This window comes from Halomicrobium katesii DSM 19301, from assembly GCF_000379085.1.
GTDB classification, from domain to species: Archaea; Halobacteriota; Halobacteria; order Halobacteriales; family Haloarculaceae; genus Halomicrobium; species Halomicrobium katesii.
In genome coordinates, this window is sequence record NZ_KB905378.1 from 167168 (window position 1) to 183997 (window position 16830).

20 protein-coding genes are annotated in these 16830 nt (G+C 68.2%); 9 read left to right on the forward strand and 11 right to left on the reverse strand.

The annotated features are described in order from the left end of the window. Position 1: 1 nt before the first annotated feature. A complete protein-coding gene (locus HALKA_RS0100835; RefSeq protein ID WP_018256214.1) occupies positions 2 to 1063 on the forward strand; it encodes a LolA family protein in 1062 nt (353 codons plus the stop codon). Positions 1064 to 1108: 45 nt separating this feature from the next. After that, positions 1109 to 1948, forward strand: a complete 840-nt coding sequence (locus HALKA_RS0100840; RefSeq protein ID WP_018256215.1) for a pantoate kinase — start codon at positions 1109 to 1111, stop codon at positions 1946 to 1948. A 36-nt stretch (positions 1949 to 1984) separates the two neighbouring features. On the opposite strand, the gene HALKA_RS0100845 is transcribed toward HALKA_RS0100840, so the two are convergent. Next, positions 1985 to 3391, reverse strand: coding sequence for a sugar porter family MFS transporter (locus HALKA_RS0100845; protein ID WP_018256216.1), 1407 nt, complete (start codon positions 3389 to 3391; stop codon positions 1985 to 1987). A 190-nt stretch (positions 3392 to 3581) separates the two neighbouring features. Here HALKA_RS0100845 and HALKA_RS0100850 point away from each other — a divergent pair, with 190 nt between their 5' ends. The 3 genes from HALKA_RS0100850 to HALKA_RS0100860 all read left to right on the forward strand — a co-directional run bounded on the left by HALKA_RS0100850 (position 3582) and on the right by HALKA_RS0100860 (position 8060). After that, entirely contained in the window at positions 3582 to 4325 is a 744-nt protein-coding gene (locus HALKA_RS0100850) for a 4-phosphopantoate--beta-alanine ligase (protein ID WP_018256217.1), read from the forward strand. Between the two features lie 90 nt (positions 4326 to 4415). Then, complete coding sequence (locus tag HALKA_RS18890) at positions 4416 to 7016, forward strand: AAA family ATPase (RefSeq protein WP_049919908.1); 2601 nt, start codon at positions 4416 to 4418, stop codon at positions 7014 to 7016. Positions 7017 to 7136: 120 nt separating this feature from the next. Next, on the forward strand, positions 7137 to 8060 hold the full coding sequence (locus HALKA_RS0100860) for a sulfide-dependent adenosine diphosphate thiazole synthase (protein WP_018256218.1): 924 nt from the start codon (positions 7137 to 7139) through the stop codon (positions 8058 to 8060). A 158-nt stretch (positions 8061 to 8218) separates the two neighbouring features. Here the strand turns inward: HALKA_RS0100860 and HALKA_RS0100865 are convergent, their stop codons facing one another. Further along, positions 8219 to 8686, reverse strand: a complete 468-nt coding sequence (locus HALKA_RS0100865) for a bifunctional nuclease family protein (protein WP_018256219.1) — start codon at positions 8684 to 8686, stop codon at positions 8219 to 8221. Between the two features lie 88 nt (positions 8687 to 8774). Here HALKA_RS0100865 and HALKA_RS0100870 point away from each other — a divergent pair, with 88 nt between their 5' ends. The 3 genes from HALKA_RS0100870 to HALKA_RS0100880 all read left to right on the forward strand — a co-directional run bounded on the left by HALKA_RS0100870 (position 8775) and on the right by HALKA_RS0100880 (position 9950). Then, positions 8775 to 9068 (forward strand): DUF8081 domain-containing protein, encoded by a 294-nt coding sequence (locus HALKA_RS0100870; RefSeq protein WP_018256220.1) that lies wholly within the window; start codon positions 8775 to 8777, stop codon positions 9066 to 9068. 118 nt (positions 9069 to 9186) lie between these two features. After that, positions 9187 to 9621 carry a hypothetical protein gene (locus tag HALKA_RS0100875; RefSeq protein ID WP_018256221.1) on the forward strand — a complete coding sequence of 145 codons (435 nt, stop codon included), beginning with the start codon at positions 9187 to 9189 and terminating at the stop codon, positions 9619 to 9621. 71 nt (positions 9622 to 9692) lie between these two features. After that, a complete protein-coding gene (locus tag HALKA_RS0100880) occupies positions 9693 to 9950 on the forward strand; it encodes a DUF8142 family protein (RefSeq protein ID WP_018256222.1) in 258 nt (85 codons plus the stop codon). Positions 9951 to 9954: 4 nt separating this feature from the next. Here the strand turns inward: HALKA_RS0100880 and HALKA_RS0100885 are convergent, their stop codons facing one another. The 8 genes from HALKA_RS0100885 to HALKA_RS0100920 form a co-directional block, all read right to left on the reverse strand. Further along, positions 9955 to 10218 carry a hypothetical protein gene (locus tag HALKA_RS0100885; protein WP_012807551.1) on the reverse strand — a complete coding sequence of 88 codons (264 nt, stop codon included), beginning with the start codon at positions 10216 to 10218 and terminating at the stop codon, positions 9955 to 9957. Continuing rightward, positions 10219 to 10611, reverse strand: coding sequence for a prefoldin subunit beta (locus HALKA_RS0100890; RefSeq protein WP_018256223.1), 393 nt, complete (start codon positions 10609 to 10611; stop codon positions 10219 to 10221). A gap of 73 nt (positions 10612 to 10684) precedes the next feature. After that, entirely contained in the window at positions 10685 to 11449 is a 765-nt protein-coding gene (locus HALKA_RS0100895) for an aldo/keto reductase (RefSeq protein WP_018256224.1), read from the reverse strand. 39 nt (positions 11450 to 11488) lie between these two features. Continuing rightward, positions 11489 to 11881, reverse strand: coding sequence for a DUF7344 domain-containing protein (locus tag HALKA_RS0100900; protein ID WP_018256225.1), 393 nt, complete (start codon positions 11879 to 11881; stop codon positions 11489 to 11491). Positions 11882 to 11987: 106 nt separating this feature from the next. Further along, the gene (locus HALKA_RS0100905; protein WP_018256226.1) at positions 11988 to 14336 is read right to left on the reverse strand and encodes a bacterio-opsin activator domain-containing protein; all 2349 of its coding nucleotides are present in this window, start codon (positions 14334 to 14336) and stop codon (positions 11988 to 11990) included. A 121-nt stretch (positions 14337 to 14457) separates the two neighbouring features. Then, positions 14458 to 14703 carry a KEOPS complex subunit Pcc1 gene (locus HALKA_RS0100910; protein ID WP_018256227.1) on the reverse strand — a complete coding sequence of 82 codons (246 nt, stop codon included), beginning with the start codon at positions 14701 to 14703 and terminating at the stop codon, positions 14458 to 14460. A gap of 1 nt (position 14704) precedes the next feature. Further along, complete coding sequence (locus tag HALKA_RS0100915) at positions 14705 to 14839, reverse strand: DNA-directed RNA polymerase subunit P (RefSeq protein WP_012807557.1); 135 nt, start codon at positions 14837 to 14839, stop codon at positions 14705 to 14707. Next, positions 14839 to 15120 (reverse strand): 50S ribosomal protein L37ae, encoded by a 282-nt coding sequence (locus HALKA_RS0100920; protein ID WP_026190103.1) that lies wholly within the window; start codon positions 15118 to 15120, stop codon positions 14839 to 14841. The genes HALKA_RS0100915 and HALKA_RS0100920 overlap by 1 nt, the downstream gene beginning before the upstream one ends. A 212-nt stretch (positions 15121 to 15332) precedes the next feature. Here HALKA_RS0100920 and HALKA_RS0100925 point away from each other — a divergent pair, with 212 nt between their 5' ends. Continuing rightward, the gene (locus tag HALKA_RS0100925) at positions 15333 to 16079 is read left to right on the forward strand and encodes a TMEM165/GDT1 family protein (protein ID WP_018256229.1); all 747 of its coding nucleotides are present in this window, start codon (positions 15333 to 15335) and stop codon (positions 16077 to 16079) included. Here HALKA_RS0100925 and HALKA_RS0100930 read toward each other — a convergent pair. Then, entirely contained in the window at positions 16076 to 16798 is a 723-nt protein-coding gene (locus tag HALKA_RS0100930) for a DUF2103 domain-containing protein (RefSeq protein ID WP_018256230.1), read from the reverse strand. The two genes, HALKA_RS0100925 and HALKA_RS0100930, sit on opposite strands and share 4 nt — an antisense overlap. Positions 16799 to 16830 lie beyond the last annotated feature (32 nt).

Genomic DNA, 16830 nt, shown 5'->3' on the forward strand with positions numbered 1-16830 from the left:
AATGAGTCCCAGACTGAACGGTCGCCGCGGTCTCGTCCTCCTCGTGGTCGCCGCCGTCGCCGTCGCGGGGTCGGCCGCCGTCACTGGCGCGTTCGCCACGTTCCAGCAGCCGACGGGCGACGAGGTGCTCGACGAGGTCGAGCAGCGATACGAGAGCGCCGACTCGATCACGAGCACGGCCACCGTGACCGTCGAAAACGAGAGCGCGTCGACGACGGCCACCGTCGAACTGGCCGCAGCCGACGAGAATCGGACCCGGATGGTCGTCGAGCGAAACGGCGAGACGGTGCAGGCGGGCTCGAACGGCTCCGTCGCGTGGTACGACGGTACGAACCGATCGGCCGCCTGGCCGGTCGACTCGCTGGAAGGCGAGGCCGGCGAGCAGTGGACCGGAGCCGAGGGCGAGTACGGCGAGACGAGCGAGCGCCTCGCACCCGACGGGACGCCCGCACTGAACGCCTCGAACGCCTCGGCGACGGTCGTCGGGACGCCGACGGTCGACGGCACCAGCACCTACGAGGTCGAGCTCACGCACCCAGAGGCCGAGGGATCGACGACGCTGTGGGTCGCCCAGGACGACTATCGCGTCGTCCGGGCGGTCGCCACCGACGGCACGAACCGCACCGTCGTGGCCGTCGAGTCGACGGTTTTCGACGTGCCGCTCGCCGACAGCAACTTCGACCCGCCGACGGACCGCGTCCCGCTGACGACCGTCGATCGCTACGATAGCTTCGACGCCGCGCAGTCGGCGACGGACCTGTCGCTGCCGACCCTCGACGCGAGCTTCACCGAGGCGACGGTGACGGTCCGCCAGGGCGAGACCGTCGTCGGCCAGCGCTACGTCGACGACGGGGCGAACGTGACCCTCCTCTCGACGACCGCCGACGATCGCCTCGATCGACTGACCGAGAACGCCACCGAGCGAACGGTCGACGGCCGGACGGTCCACGTGACCACGGCAGAGGACCGCGCCATCGCAGTCTGGCAGGACGACGGCGTGACGACCGCGGTCGTCGTGGAGGGATCGAGCGACAGAGCGGTCGAAGTTGCGGGCGAATTGTAGTCCGGAGCGGCAACGCTTACGGCCCCCGACCTGTTTTCCCGATGCATGACAGACGAGGCGACGGCGTTCGTGCCCGGTCACGTGACGGGCTTTTTCACGACCGATCCGGCCGACGATCCGACGAAGGCGGGATCGCGCGGGGGCGGGCTCGCGTTGGCCGACGGCGTGACCGTCACCGTCGAGCGCAGCGACGAGCGATCGGTGACGCTCGACGGCGTCGACATCGAGATCGAGGCCGTCGAGCGCGTGCTGGACGCGCTGCGAGCGACCGTCGCGGTGCGAGCGGAGACGCCGCTGCCGCTGGGCTCGGGCTTTGGCGTCTCGGGGGCGACCGCGCTGGGGGCGGCGCTGGGGACCAACGCCGTGCTGGAGCGGGGGCTCTCCGAGAACGAACTGGTGACGATCGCCCACGGCGCGGAGGTCCAGGCCGGGACCGGGCTGGGCGACGTGGTCGCGCAGGCTCGCGGCGGCGTCCCGCTGCGGCTCGAACCGGGCGGGCCACAGGACAACTACATCGACGCCATCCCGGCACGCGGCCGCGTCGAGTACCACGTCATCGACGAGCTCTCGACCGAGACCGTCCTCGACGGCGACACCGCGGAACTGACCCGTGCCGGCGAGAAAGCGCTCTCGCGCGTGGTCAAGGAACCGACGACGGAGTCGTTTCTCCGGGCCTCGCGCCAGTTCGCCCGCGAGGCGGGGCTGCTGACCGACGACGTGCGGTCGGTGCTGGAAGACGTGGCAGCGGCCGACGGCGACGGCGCGATGGCGATGCTCGGCGAGACGGTCTTTACCGTCGGCTCGGGGCTGACCGACGCGGGCTACGACGCGGCGGTCACAGAGATCCAGCCCGGCGGTGCGACGGTGCTCGACTCGTCTGACTGATACGGGACCGCTCGACGAGGGGCCGTACGACCGCGCCTATTCGTCGGAGTCGCCGACGGCGGCCGCGGGCGTCGACGAGACGTTGTTCCGGAGGTCCGCCTCGATCGCTTCCAGGGACCGCCCCTTCGTCTCGGGCACGAGGCGGTAGGTGAACACGAGCGCGACCAGGCTACAGAGTCCGAACAGCCAGAACGTCGAGGGCTGTCCGACGCTGGCGGTCAGGACGGGGAAGGCCAGCGAGACCGCGAGGTTCGCGCCCCAGTTGGCGACGGTGACGAGCCCCATCGCGCTGCCACGGGTCGCCAGCGGGTAGATCTCGGAGATGAGCAGCCAGAAGACCGGGCCGAGCCCGATCGCGAAGAAGGCGACGAACAGCATCAGGCTGCCCGTCGCGATCCAGCCCAGCGCGCCGCCGAAGCCGGGCAGGTAGAAGACGACACCGAGGACGCCCAGCGTGACGACCATTCCGCCGACACCGACCAACAGGAGGACGCGTCGGCCGACCCGGTCGATCAGTGCGATGGCGACGACCGTCATGACGACGTTGATGACGCCGATCCCGACCGTCGCGAGGATCGACGTGACGCTGCCGAAGCCGGTCGACTCCAGGATCGTCGGGGCGTAGTAGATGACCGCGTTGATCCCGGTGATCTGCTGGAAGACGGCCAGCCCGAGGCCGACGAGCAGCGCGGGGCGCATCCACGGCTGGAGCAGGTCGCGCAGGCCGGTGCCGGACTGTTTCTCGACGGTCGAGCGAATCTCCGCCAGCTCCTCCTCGACGCCCTCCTCGCGGGTGCGTGCGAGGACGGCGCGAGCCTCGTCCACGCGGCCGTTTTCGAGGAGCCAGCGAGGGCTCTCTGGCATCTTGACCATCCCGATCGCGAGGACGACCGCCGGCACCATTCCGGCACCGAGCATCCACCGCCACGCCCCCGCGTCGGCGAAGGCGTAGTTGACGAAGTACGAGACGAGGATACCGACGGTGACCATCAGCTGGTTCAGCGAGGTCAACGCACCGCGGATCTTCGGCGGCGAGATCTCGGAGATGTACAGCGGGCCGACGATCGAGGCGAACCCGATCGCGACGCCGTCGATGAGCCGTCCGGCGACGAGGACCGGCACCGACGGGGCGACGGCCATGGTGAGCGAGCCGACGAAGAACACTCCGGCACCGAGCAAGATGAGCCGGCGGCGACCGATCCGGTCCGCGAGTCGTCCCCCGACGGCCGCGCCGAAGGCGGCCCCCGCCATCGCACCGCTGACGACGATCCCCTCGACGAGCGGGGACATCGTGAACGTGTCTTGGATGTAGAGGAACGCTCCGGAGATAATTCCAGTGTCGAACCCGAACAGGAGGCCGTTGAGCGCGGCGAGGGCGGCCGAGAGGTAGATGAACCGCCCCCCGTCGCCGTCCAGAACGTCCCGGAGTTGTGCTGTCGACATGTGTGAATTCCACACGAGGGTTTACAACATCTATAAAGAAGGCTTGCGATTTATCATCAAGATACGATCATGAAATAGTATAGATGACAGTGTAGTACTTCAGTAAAGCGATTACCGGCTAAAAAGAGATGGTAAGAGATGTGTAACGATGGAGCGATGGACTTTCGACGCTCGACGGCGACGTGCCCCCATGAGCGAGATCGACGTTCCGGAGTCTCACCCTCGATACGAGTCGCTGCTGACCCGCCACCGGATCGAGGACGGGGTCGAGACGGGCATCACCTCGAAACAGGGACTCATCGCACAGGGCCGCGGCGAGGCGTTCGACTATCTGCTCGGCGAGCGGACGACCGACACCGCCGCCGCCGCCGAGCGGGCCGCCGCGGCCCACCTCCTGCAGGCCGACCACGCCGTGCTCTCGATCAACGGCAACGTCGCCGCGCTGGTTCCCGGGGAGATGGTCACGCTGGCCGAAGCGACCGGTGCCGACCTGGAGGTGAACCTCTTCAACCGGACGGCGGCGCGGATGGAGCGGATCGCCGACCACCTGCGCGAACACGGGGCCGAGGACGTGCTCGGACTCACCGCCGACGGCCGGATCCCCGACCTCGACCACGAGCGCGCGAAGGTCGACGCCGACGGTATCGGCGACGCCGACGTGGTGCTGGTCCCGCTAGAGGACGGCGATCGCGCCGAGGCGCTGGCCGACATGGGCAAGACCGAACTCGTCGTCGATCTCAACCCCCTGTCCCGGTCGGCCCAGACCGCCGCCGTGCCGATCGTCGACAACATCATCCGGGCCGTCCCGGCGATGACCGAGCACGCCCGAGAGCTGGCCGGCGACGAGGCGGCCCAGCGCGAGGCGATCGAGTCCTTCGACGCCGCGGAGGCGCTGTCCGCGGCCGAGCGGGCGATCCGCGACGGCGAACTCTGAAGGGCGTCCTGTCGCACAGTCGACCGGAAGGCGTTTTTGCGACCGCTCGTCAGACAGTGATATGTGTCGGGTTAGACGGGTGAATGAGGCGTGACGATACCGGAACGGATCGAGATCGACCAGCCCCTTCTCGACGGCCGGTCCGTCGCGGCGGGGTTCCGGTCGAACGAACAGACGTGGTGTGACGGCCACGACCAGCTCCAGGGCCTTCTCAGGGTGTTGTACCCGGCCTATCGCGTCGAGTACACATACGCCGTCGAGGGGCGGTTCCCGTGGTCGAGTCCGGACCACGAACGCGAGTACGCGCTGCTCGACGGCCTCTGGGAGGACAACGACGCGGGACTGGCGATGCATCGCCACGCCGCGACGGAGACGACGACGATCGATCCGCGGGCGCGCTACGGCGACGCGTCGGTGCCGACGGTCGCGCTCGGCTTCCACGGCGACGAAGCGCGAGCAGCGTCCGTGTTGCCGACCCAGCTCGAACACGAGCGCGAACGGATCGACCGGCAGATCGAGCGGTGGCACGAACAGGCCGACACGGAGGCCGCGGTGGGCAACCACACGAAGGCCCGGCGCTTCCGCGAGCAGGCCGACGCCTACGAGGGCGGCGATCCGCTTCGCGATCTCCGTGAGATCTACGGCTTGCCAGACGATGTCGACGCCGACTCCTTCGAGGGCGTCGAGTCGATCGATCGGGTGTCTCTCCCCTTCTGGATCGCCGAGTTCGGTGCCGAGGCCCAGTCCGAACTGTGCTACGTCGCCGTCCGCCCGACCGACGAGGGCTGGGCGCGAGACACCATCACCTCCGTGGGCTGGCTCGAACAGTTCGTGGCGAGCCACCAGTCGGTGCTCGAATCGGACGGCCACTGGCTGGGTGCCGAGGACGTGGCCGTCGAGGGCACGCAAGACCGGATCGACCGTCGGCGCGAGGAGTCGGACGACCGGCCGGCTCGCAGGCAGGACGACGAGGTCGTCGATCCGCCGGAGACGGAACTGCTCGACGCCCAGCGACTCGTCGATCCCAGTCCCGACCGGAGCTTCTCGGACGTGGGCGGGATGACGGCGCTGAAAGAGACGCTGGAGGGAAAGGTGCTGAAGCCCCTCGAACACCCCGAGCGCTACCGGGAATACGGGCTCAGTACAGTCGACGGCGTCCTGTTGCACGGGCCGCCGGGCTGTGGGAAGACCTACATCACGGGCGCGCTGGCGGGCGAACTCGGCCAGTCGTTCGTCCGCGTCTCGCCGGCCGATCTCTCCAGTAAGTACATGGGCGAACCCGCACAGAAGGTCCAGGAGCTGTTCGCCATCGCCAGGGCGAACCAGCCCTGCCTGGTCTTTCTCGACGAACTGGACGCGGTCACGGTCGCGCGGGACAACGACGACTCGAACCAGAGCGAGCAGGGGATGGTCAACCAGCTCCTGACGGAGCTGGAAGGCGTCCGCGACGAGGACGTGGTCGTCGTCGGCGCGACCAACCACGTCGACGACATCGACAGCGCGATCCGGCGCTCTGGCCGCTTCGACGAGCGCATCGAGCTGCCGCCGCCCGACGCCGACGCCCGCCGGGAGATGCTCCGGGTCCACCTCGCCGGACGGCCCACGACCGACGACCTCGATCTGTCCGCGACCGTCTCCGCGACGGCGGGCTACGCCGCCAGCGACCTCGAACGCGTCGTCGACGAAGCGGCCCGCGCGGCGCTGGCAGCCGACAGTCCGGTCGGGACCGACCACCTCCGGGCGGCCGCCGAGCGGACCGAGACGAGCATCGACGAGTGGATCGGCCGCTACGAGTTCGTCGCCGAGGAAACCGACGGGACGGAGACGGTCGTCCAGCCGTCGAGTGTCGACCACCTTCAGGCCGACGCGATCGTCAGCGGCGACGTGACTCGGTCGTTCGAGGACGTGGGCGGGATGGGAGACCTCCAGACGACGCTCGAAGAGAAGGTACTGGAGCCACTGCGCCAGCCCGATCGGTTCGAACAGTACGGTCTCGAACCGACCAGCGGCGTCCTCCTGTACGGCCCGCCGGGCTGTGGGAAGACCTACATCACCGAGGCACTGGCGGGCGAACTCGACCACTTCTTCGTCGAGATCTCGCCGGCAGAGCTGGTCAGCAAGTGGATGGGCGAGCCAGCCCAGCGCGTCGCAGACCTGTTCGAGATCGCGCGAGCGAACCAGCCCTGCCTGGTCTTTCTCGACGAGATCGACGCGGTCGCGGGGAGTCGCGGCTCCAGCACGAACCAGAGCGGCCAACAGCTGGTCAATCAGCTGTTGACCGAGCTGGAGGCCATCTCCGACGAGAACGTGATCGTCGTCGGCGCGACCAACCTGATCGAGGACGTCGACGGTGCGATCCGGCGCTCTGGACGCTTCGACGAGCGCATCGAGGTGCCGCCGCCCGACGCCGACGCCCGCCGCGAGATCCTGCGGGTCCACCTCGCGGATCGCCCCGTCGCCGACGGCGTCGACTGGGATCGACTGGCGACCGCCACGGACGGGTACGCCGCCAGCGACCTCGAACTCGTCGCCGACGAGGCCGCCCACCGCGCGCTGCGGGCCGGCGACAGCGTCGACACGACGCACCTCCTGGACGCCGTCGAACGCACAGAGTCGAGCCTGCGCCAGTGGGACGACGGACAGCGCTACCAGCAGAGCGAGGACACGTCGGACCTCCGGTACTTCGGCTAGCGCGACGACGATTTTCGCTCGGGAGTGTCGCGGTACAGCCACGGCGTCGATAGCTGTCGAATCGCGTCGGCGAGTCCAGACCGGAACCACTATTGCAACGTAGTGGTACCACTAGGTTGTATGAGCGAATTCGAGCAGTTCAGCGACGTCGGTGAGGCGGAAGTCACACGCGCGATCGGGCAGGAGTGGACCGAGGAGTTCATGGACTTCTCGGACTCCGACGTGATCATCGTCGGCGGCGGCCCCTCCGGGCTGACCGCGGCCAAGGAACTGGCCGAGCGCGGCGTCCAGGTCATGGTCGTCGAGAAGAACAACTACCTCGGCGGGGGCTTCTGGCTCGGCGGCTTCCTGATGAACAAGGTCACCGTTCGGGATCCGGCCCAGAACGTGCTGGACGAACTCGACGTGGACTACAAGCAGTCCCAGGACAGCGACGGACTCTACGTCGCCAACGGTCCCGAGGCCTGTTCCGGCCTGATCAAGGCCGCCTGTGACGCCGGTGCGAAGATGCAGAACATGACGGAGTTCACGGACATCGTCATCCGCGAGGACCACCGCGTCGGCGGGATCGTCATGAACTGGACGCCGGTCCACGCGCTGCCCCGCGAGATCACCTGCGTCGATCCGATCGCCGTCGAGGCCGACCTCGTCATCGACGCGACGGGCCACGACGCGATGGCCGTCAAAAAGCTCGACGAGCGAGGCGTCCTCAACGCGCCCGGTCTCGAAGCGGAAGCCAGCGGCATGGATTCCACCGGCGACGACACCTACGGCGCACCGGGCCACGACTCGCCCGGCCACGACTCGATGTGGGTCGGCAAGAGCGAGGACGCCGTCGTCGAGCACACCGGCCTCGCCCACGACGGCCTCATCGTCACCGGGATGGCCACCGCGACCACCTACGGGCTGCCCCGCATGGGTCCGACCTTCGGTGCCATGCTGCTCTCGGGCAAGCGCGCCGCACAGGCCGCGCTGGACGAACTCGAAGTCGACGCCGAACCGGTCGACGTGACGGCGACGAACGCGACCCCCGCGGACGATTAGCGAGAGGGGCGCTGTGAGCGTAGCGAACAGCGGTCCTCGTCAGTGCGAGCGGGAGTGAGCGAAGCGACCGACACGCGAGCAGGGAGAGCCTGAGCGAAGCGACGGGTCTCCGACGCGACCGCGGAGCAAAGCGATGCGGGAGCAGCGAGAGGGGGTCGTTACAGCTCGAACTCGCTGTCGTCGTCCTCTTCGGGAGCCTCCTCGAAGGCCGCTGGCGGCTGGCCGGCCTCGTCGACGACCTCGTCGGAGACGATCAGCGGGCAGTCGACGCGCAGCGCGATCGCGATGCCGTCGGAGGGGCGAGCGTCGAACACCATCTCTTTTCGTCGGTCGTCGAGGTACTGCTCGGTGTCGATCTTGGCGTAGAAGGTGCCGTCGGCCAGATCGTCGATCCGGACGCGATCGATCGCCGCACCGAACTCCGCGACCATCTCGACCATGAGGTCGTGGGTCAACGGCCGCTCGAACGGTTCGCCGTCGAGTGCCAGCTGCATCGACTGGGCCTGGTCGGAGCTGACGAAGATGGGGATGACCTCTTCGCGCGCACGCAAGAGAACGACCGGCGCGCCGGGACCTTCCTCACCGACGCCGATGCCGACGCCTTCCACCGTGGCCTCGTGTTCCATGTCCGACGGTTCGGTACGGAGGTATGAAAAGCTGTGCAGTGGGCCACACCAGCGAGTGGTTTAGGGGCGTGGCGACGAAAGCCGAGTCGTGACCGACGAGTACCGAGTCGCGATCAAGCCCTCCGCCTGGCAGCGCTCGCGGGCGGTCGGCGAGTGGGTGAACCGCGACGGCGCTCGGCGGGGTTTCGCGTCGAAGGCGCTGGCCCGGGAGTGGGCCAGGGCGTGCTCGGGCCACGGCGTACACCTGTGGGTGCAGGACGCGCCGGACCGCGAGGATCGGCCGATCGACGGCTACCTCGTCGGCGGCGCGCGCGGGACCGACCGCGCTGCCGACGGGGGGAGACAGCAGTCACTCGCCGAGCGGACCGACAATCCCGGTTAATGCGGGTTGATTGGGAACGTAAAACCGGTTGAAGCGGCTTAATCCGGCGGGATTCGACAGTAACGCGTCCCCCCTTCAAGTCCCATCGGCGGCGTAGGTGAGCCCGGAGACAACGACGATGCAACTCAAGACAATCGCCACGCTGGTGCTGGCCGTCGCCCTCGTTACGGGCTCGGCGGCAGCACTGCCCGGCAACGCACCTGCACAGGCCGACGACCACGCCGATACCGACGCGGCGGACGCGAACGCCGATCGCGACGCGGACTCCGCCGAGAGTGACGACGCCGACGGTGCGGCGAACGAATCTGCCGACGCCGACCGCGGCCCGCCCGCCGACGTGCCCGGTGACGACCGACGCGGTCCGCCAGCGGACACGCCCGCACAGGTCCCCGACTTCGTCGGTGAGATCCACTCGCAGATCGGCCAGCACGTCGATGGGACGCTGGACGGCTCGCTGGGCGAGCGGCTCAGCGACGTGACGCCGGACGACGAGAGCGACGACGCGGACATCGACGACGCAGACAGCGACGAGCAGACCGACGCGGACGCCTAAGCCGACCGTCCCCGCTGATACGGACGCCGACCGAGCGCGACGTTTTTTACCACAGCGACCCACGGTCCAGTATGGCAGAGTCCTCCGACCGCATCGACACGAGCGATCTGCGTGACGGCCTCGAACTGAACCGCTGGCAAGCGATGAAGGCCGTCACTCCGTTCCTGTTGCTCGGACTGGCGGATCTCGTCCTGTTGCTCCAGTGGGGGCTCGACCCTCTCTGGGGGTTCATGATCCTGCCGCCGATCCTCTTTATCAGCGTGCTGGCCTGGATCGCCTTCCGGACGGGCTTCACCAAAGAACGGACACAGACGGCGGCAAAAGAGTAGCCCGCTACGACGAGAACAGGTCGTCGACGGCCGCCTGCGCTGCCAGTGCCGCGTCGTCGGCGACGCGTGACTCGTCGTGTCGACCGTCGGGTGCGTTCAGATACACGTCCACGTCGAGGACGCCGTCCTCGAACGAGACGGTCACGTCGAGATCCTCGACAGCGCCGGTGTCGTAGCGCGAGAAGACGACGTCTTCGGCAGCCGTCGCGGCGGTCTCGACGACCGCCTCGTCGGTGGGGTCGTCACTGTGCGACTGATCGGTCGACATTTACGCGCCGCCAGCGCCGCCCGGACCGGGTGCGCCGCCGGGACCGCCACCGCCCCCCAGCATCTGCTGGAGCTCGCTCTGGAGGTCCTCGAACTGCTCGCGGACGCGCTCTTCCTGCTTTTCGAGGGTCTCGGTTCGGATCTCCAGTTCGTCGACCTTCTCTTCGAGGTCCTCGACGGCCTCGGCGTAGTCGGTCTTGACGAGCAGTTCGCCGACCTCGCGGTACATCGTCGAGTCCTCGTCGATGTCGTCGAGTTCGTCGAGCGCCGTCTGGGACTCCTGAAGCTGTGTCTCGGCCTGCTGCTTCTGGGCTGCGACCTGCTGTGCGCTCTCCTGAAGGTCCTGTAGCTCTTCGAGTTTCTCCTGTGCTTCCGGCGGCAGATTACCCTGCATACCCACCACCTCGGGTGCCGCACTGAAAAACCATTGCTTTCGGTGCAGGCGTGTCGAATCCCGGGCCGGCTCGTTACTCGGGATACAGTTCGACGCGCTCGTCGATGCCCTCGATGCGGGCCACGTCGGCCTCGTCGAGCGTGAGGTCGGTCGCGGCGAGGTTCGCTCGCAGGTGGGCCGGCGAGGAGGCCTTGGGGATCGTCACGACGTTGTCGTGAGAACACAGCCACGCGATCGCGACGGTGGCTGGCGAGGAGTTGTACTTGTCCGCGATGTCTTCGAGGACCGGGTCGTCGAAGACCTTCCCGCCGGCCAGGGGCGAGTACGCGACGAGCGGGTAGTCGTGTTCCTGAGCGTCGGCCAGGAGCTCGTCCTGCCGGAAGTAGGGGTGGAACTCGACCTGGTGGGCCGCGATCGGTGCGTCGAGGTGCGTGCGTGCCGTCCGCAGCTGGTCGGGCTCGAAGTTCGAGAGCGCGACGGCCCGCATCAGGCCCGCGTCGGCGACCGCGTCGAGCGCCGACAGCGTGCTCGCCGGCTCGTAGTCGCCGCGCGGGCGGTGGACGTAGAGGAGATCGACGGCGTCCAGACCGAGCCGATCGAGACTCGCCTCGGTACCGGGACGGACGTCGTCGGCGGCGAGACGGTCGATCCACAGCTTCGTCGCGACCGTCAGCTCGTCCCGAGCGACCGGGCTGGCCGCGATGGCGTCCCCGACAGTGGCCTCGTTCTCGTAGATCTGTGCCGTATCGAGGTGGCGGTACCCCAGTTCGATGGCGCGGGCGATCGGCTCGGTCTCGTCGATACCCATCGTCCCGAGGCCGACGGCTGGCAGGTCCATACGGCCACTACCGAAGGGGACAACTAGTGTCTGGCGGTGCTATCGGAGCACTTCGTCGACGTGTTCGGCCCACTTCTCGACGGTCGGTTGGCCCCAGTAGCGGACCGATTCGCTCCGGCGGTCGAAGTCGAGCACGCCCTTCTCGTCGAGTCGCGGGAGGTGGACCTCCACCAGGTCCGTCCGGACGGCAGACATCGAGCCGACGTCGAGACAGTCACGACCCATGCCGCGCTGTGTGACCGCCGTGGCGAGGGCCTCGACCGTCGCCGACGACGCCTCGGTGTCGGCGAAGTGCAGGACGACCGCGCGTCGACGCCAGTCTGCGAGCAGTTCGAACACGTCGTCGATCATCGGCACGGTGAGACCGCGATCGCGGGGCGTCATCCCACGCCACTCGTCGCCGTCGGGTTCGCCAGTGGGCTGGTTGGTCATGGGTCAAGCACTCAGTTGTAACACTCTCGGGTGCCAATAACTAGCCGCCTAGGTGGCTAGGCTATCGGTCGGCCAACAGGAGCGCGCGTCGTCCGGTGGCGCGATATTACCGGTCGAGCACGCCAGCGAGGAGGTTCCGCTCTGCCCGGCGGAGGTGCTGGTGGAGTGTCGGCGAGGCGATGCCCAGCGAGTCCGCGAGCTCCTCGGCGGTCGTCTCGCGAGGCCAGTCGTAGTAACCCGAGAGGTACGCCGCCCGGAGGACCTCTCGCTGGCGGTCGGTCAGCGGCGACAGCGGCGACCGTTCACCGTCGCTCTCGGGCTGGGTCCGCTTGCGCTTGGAGACGAGCGTCACGTCCGGGAACCACCGTTCGACGACGGCCTGGACCGATCGGAGGTCGGCGTCGCCGGTCGTCTCGACGACGAGGCGAGCCCCGCCGGGATCGATCTCGGTCTCGACGAGACGGGCACCCACCTCTGCGAGCTCCGTCCCCGGCGACGACGGTCCGTGGAGTTCGACGAGGGAGTCCCCGTCGGTCCGGGTCACCGCCGCGTCGTCGACGATCTCGGACTCGCGGACCGCGTCGACCACCGTACTGGGGGCGGCCCCGTCGACCCGGATGTACTGCACCACGCCGTCGCTGGTCTCGACGACGCCGGCCGTTTCGAGCGTACAGTCACAGCCCCGCGCGATCCGGACGAGACAGGCGTCGTCGCTGTCGGAGCGAAACGCCAGCCTGAGCGGGGCCTCGTGCTGGAGCAGCCGCTTGTTCTGGATCGCCGTGAGAGCGAGCCCGATCGTCTCTCCGAGGACGGCGAAGCTGCATGCGATGCGCTCGCTGAACGCGTCCGGTTCGGTCGCGTACACGGCGAGGATGCCGTGGGTCGTCTCGCCGTGACGGAGCGGGGCGACGATCACCGCCTCGAAGCCGGCAGCCGGCGATCGCTCTCGCCGGGGCGAGAACGCCGCCAGCGATCGCGTGTCCGAGACGACCTGTACCTCGCCGGTGCGGTAGGCACGAGCGACCGGAGCGGCATCCGCCCCACCGTCGTCAGCCCGGAGCTCGACATCATCGAGGTGCTCGGTCCACGCACCGGCGCTGGTCAGCGGGACGACCACGTCGTCGCCACCGCGGCGCTCGCCAATCCAGGCCAGTCCGTAGCGACCCGACTCGACCAGCCGATCACAGACGGTCTGCCGGAGTTCGATAGTGCTGGCAGCGGTGCCCAGCGAGCCGATGATGTCCTGTACCAGTGCGTTCGTCCGGCTCAGCGTCGAGAGCTCGTCTCGCTGGGACTCGATCCGGCGGGTCCGCTCGCGGCGTTCGGTCACGTCGCGCGCGACCCCCATCAGACCGCCGTAGGTGTCCCCGCCGGTCGACAGGAGCGTGTAGTGGATCGACAGCTCGCGGTCCTCGCCGTCGCGGGTCCGGAAGGTCATGTCGACCTCCGCGCCGTCGGTGTCGGGGTCGTCGAGCAGCGCCTGGACGGTGCGCTGGCCGACCTCCAGTTCGCCGGGAGCGAGCATCTCGGACGCGTGCATCCCGATCAGCGCTCCGCGTTCGTAGCCCAGCATCGCCGCGAACGACTCGTTGCAGAAGTCGACGACGCCGTTGTGATCGAGCGTGTACAGGCCGTCGCGCGCCTGTTCGACCAGCAACGCGAGCAGTCGCCGCCGCGTCTCGCGACGGACGCGGTCCGTGATGTCCTCGAACTGCTCGATCGTGATTCCGTCTCCCACACTCTCGAGGCGATGTCGCTGGTGGACGTAGTAGCGGGTGCCGGTGGGAGTGGGAACGACCACCGAGTGGTTCTCGACCGCCCCATCCCGAGGGCCGATGTCACGGCGGCCACCGTCGTCGTGCTCCGCGGAGACGATCGCGTCCAGTCGCGCGTAGAAGTCCTCCGTCTCCGGGATCGAGCGCTCGATCCGATCGACGGGAAAGAGCCCTTCGAAGCTGTGGTTCGACCAGCGCACGCGGCCGTCGTCGCCGACGGCGAACAGCGCGTTGGCTTCGGTCACCTCCCGACAGATCGTCGAGAGAGCCCTCCCACGCGCGTCTTCGAAGGCGTCGGGGAACTGTCCGACGAGCGTCTCGATCTTCTCTGCGAGGAGAGACGGCGCGTCCGCGGTCTCGCGTTCGACGATCGTCTCGACCCGTCGTGTCGTCTCCGCTGGGATCGTCGCCGGGTCCGCGCTCGCGTACAGCACCGACGGACAGTCGACGGCATCGAGGAGCGCGCTGCGTCGGTCCGCCTCGATGCCGTCGGTCACGACGAGTCCGTCCCACGATTCGGACTCGGCGGCCGTGACCGCCTCGACGCCGGTCTCGTGGTGTAGGCGACAGGCAGCGAGACGAGCGGCGAGCCGGTCGGCGACGCTGTCGGTCGGCGTGTCGACGTAGAGCACCCGCTCTCTGTCGCTCGTCTCCGATCCAGACCCGGTTTCGCCGGTCATAGTTCCTACCCCGCTGTGATTATCTCAGTGAACACCTCCTTCTGAGGACACATAACTATTTCCACAAACGATCGACTGGCGAAGGCAACGGGCGGAGCGACACTCGCGGAGTCTGGCGGCGCTACGGGACGGTGCCGGCGGTTTGTTCGGCGACGGCGACGAGGGTCGCCCAGGTGTTACAGCCGGCACGGAGCGCCACGAGGTCGGCGGCGGTGATCCCGACGACGACCGTGGCCGCGTCCTGTCGGAGCGTGGCGGTCGTCCGCTGGCCGCCGATCTCGCCGATCTCCGGGCGGACGCTGCGTGCGACTCGGCGTGCCTGCTGGTCGTCGTCGTACTCGAAAGAGAGAACGGCTTCGTGATCCACGCTACTTGACGTCGACTTCCTTGACGTCGCGCGACCGCTCTTTCAGCAGCACCCGGTGACCGCAGTACGGACAGCGAACGCCGCCGTACTCGTCGAGCGTCACGTCACGCTTACAGCGGGAACACTTGTAGCTCATTACTCGTCCTCGTCTTCGGCGAGCGCGGCGCGGATCGAACGGGTGACGGTCTTCCCACCGGGGGTCTCCGGACGGTACGTGCCGCCAGTGTACTTGTATCCACAGTAGCTACACTGCCAGATACCGGTCCCCTTGCGGTCGACGCGGTCTTTGCCACATTCGGGACAGGCGTGGTCGTCTCGCATGTCGTCCTCGATCTCGGCGACGCGACGGCGGGCGACCCGGCCGTACCGTGCGCCGAAGCGACCGGCACTTCCGGTTCGTCCCTTGTCTTTGGCCATAGTATCGTACTGTCGGCCCAGGACTTTCATAAACCTGTTGAGTTTGGATCGGCCGCGGGGCCCGGACTCCCCACTGGCGACCGTCCCGATCGAGTCGTCGGCCGACGCCGCGTTCGACACGCCACGCTTATTTATTAGACTCGTCTAATACTACACGACTGACTCATGTTCGTCCACGCGGAGCTACCGAACGTCCACCGCGAGGTGAGACCGTGACCGGATTCGTCGAGATCGTCGCGGTCGCGATGATCGCGCAGTTGAGCGTGTTGCCCGGTGAGAAAGTCCAGTTCATCATCGCCGGCCTCTCGACGAAGTACAACCCACTGGTCGTCGTCGCGGCGGCCGGGAGCGCCTTCGCCGGCTGGACGGCCCTGGAGATCGTCTTCGGAGCGGCCATCCAGGCAGCACTGCCGGGCGTCTACCTCGATGCCTTCACCGCCGGAATGTTCCTCCTGTTTGCCGTCCTGCTCTACCGATCCGCTCCGGCGACGGGAGCCCAGCCGGAGCCGGCGACGATCGCCGACGGTGACGGGGCTGGGGCCGACCACCGTACCGACGGCGGGACCGCGACCGTCGACCTGCCCGACGTGGTCACGCTCGCGGGCCGTGAGTTCACCGTCCCCGACCGCTTCGGGAGTTTCCTCCCCATCTTCCTCCTGATGGCGGCCGGCGAGTTCGGCGACAAGACCCAGCTGATCACGATCACGCTCGCGGCCGAGTACGGTGCGACGGCGGCGATCTGGACCGGCGAGATGCTGGCGATCGTCCCGGTGAGCCTGCTGAACGCCTACTTCTTCTACACCTTCTCGCATCGGTTCGACCTGCGGAAGGCCCACCTCTTCGGAGCGATCCTGTTCGGCTTCTTCGGGCTAGATACGGTGCTTTCGATCCTGACCGGATTCTCGATCTGGGAGACGATCGTCGACGCGCTCACGACGGCGCTGCTGACCGTCGTCTAGTCCTGGAGGTCCGCCTCGGCCAGCGCGTCGTTGAGGTCTGCCCGGACGCGTTCGCCGAGTTCTCGGTCGCCGGCCGTCGTCACGATACGGTTCTCCTGCACGCTGGAGCCGTCCCGGATCAACAGTCTGACGTTGCCGTGTTCGTCCGCTCGGGTCGCCTTGGCGCGCACGCCGGTCCGCGATCCCGACCCACCGGCGTCGATCGGCCCCGGAATCACCTTCTTGACGTGAGGGTGGGCGGCGACCGTCTGGATGGCTCGCTTGCCGGCCCGGCCGCCCACGAGCGTCGAGTGTGAGCCGCCGAGTTTCTCCTCCGGGGCGGCGTCGACGACCTCCAGTGCCGGCTCGCCGCGTCGCTCCAAGACGTGATCGACCGGGTCGTCGCCGTCGACGCGATAGAACGGGTAGCGGAGCTGACTGCGGACGGCCCCCACCACGTCGCGGTCGCCGGTGACGTACACCTCTTCGGGCCGCTTACGGCGTACGTCGTCGGCGACGAGTCCCGCGAAGTTGCGCAGTTCGACGACGCCGGTCTCGCCGCCCGCTTCCGGCGTCGTCGTGATCGTCCGTGCGGCCACGACCGCCTCGTCGGCGAGTGCGGTGACCGTCGCCCGCTCGCGGTCGAGTTCGAGGACGACCACGTCCGTGTTCGCCGACCGACAGACCAGGCAGTAATCGCCCGGCCGGTCGAGTTCGGAGCCACAGTGCCGACACGACATACAGGCGTCTCGGGGATGCGAACGCAAAAGCG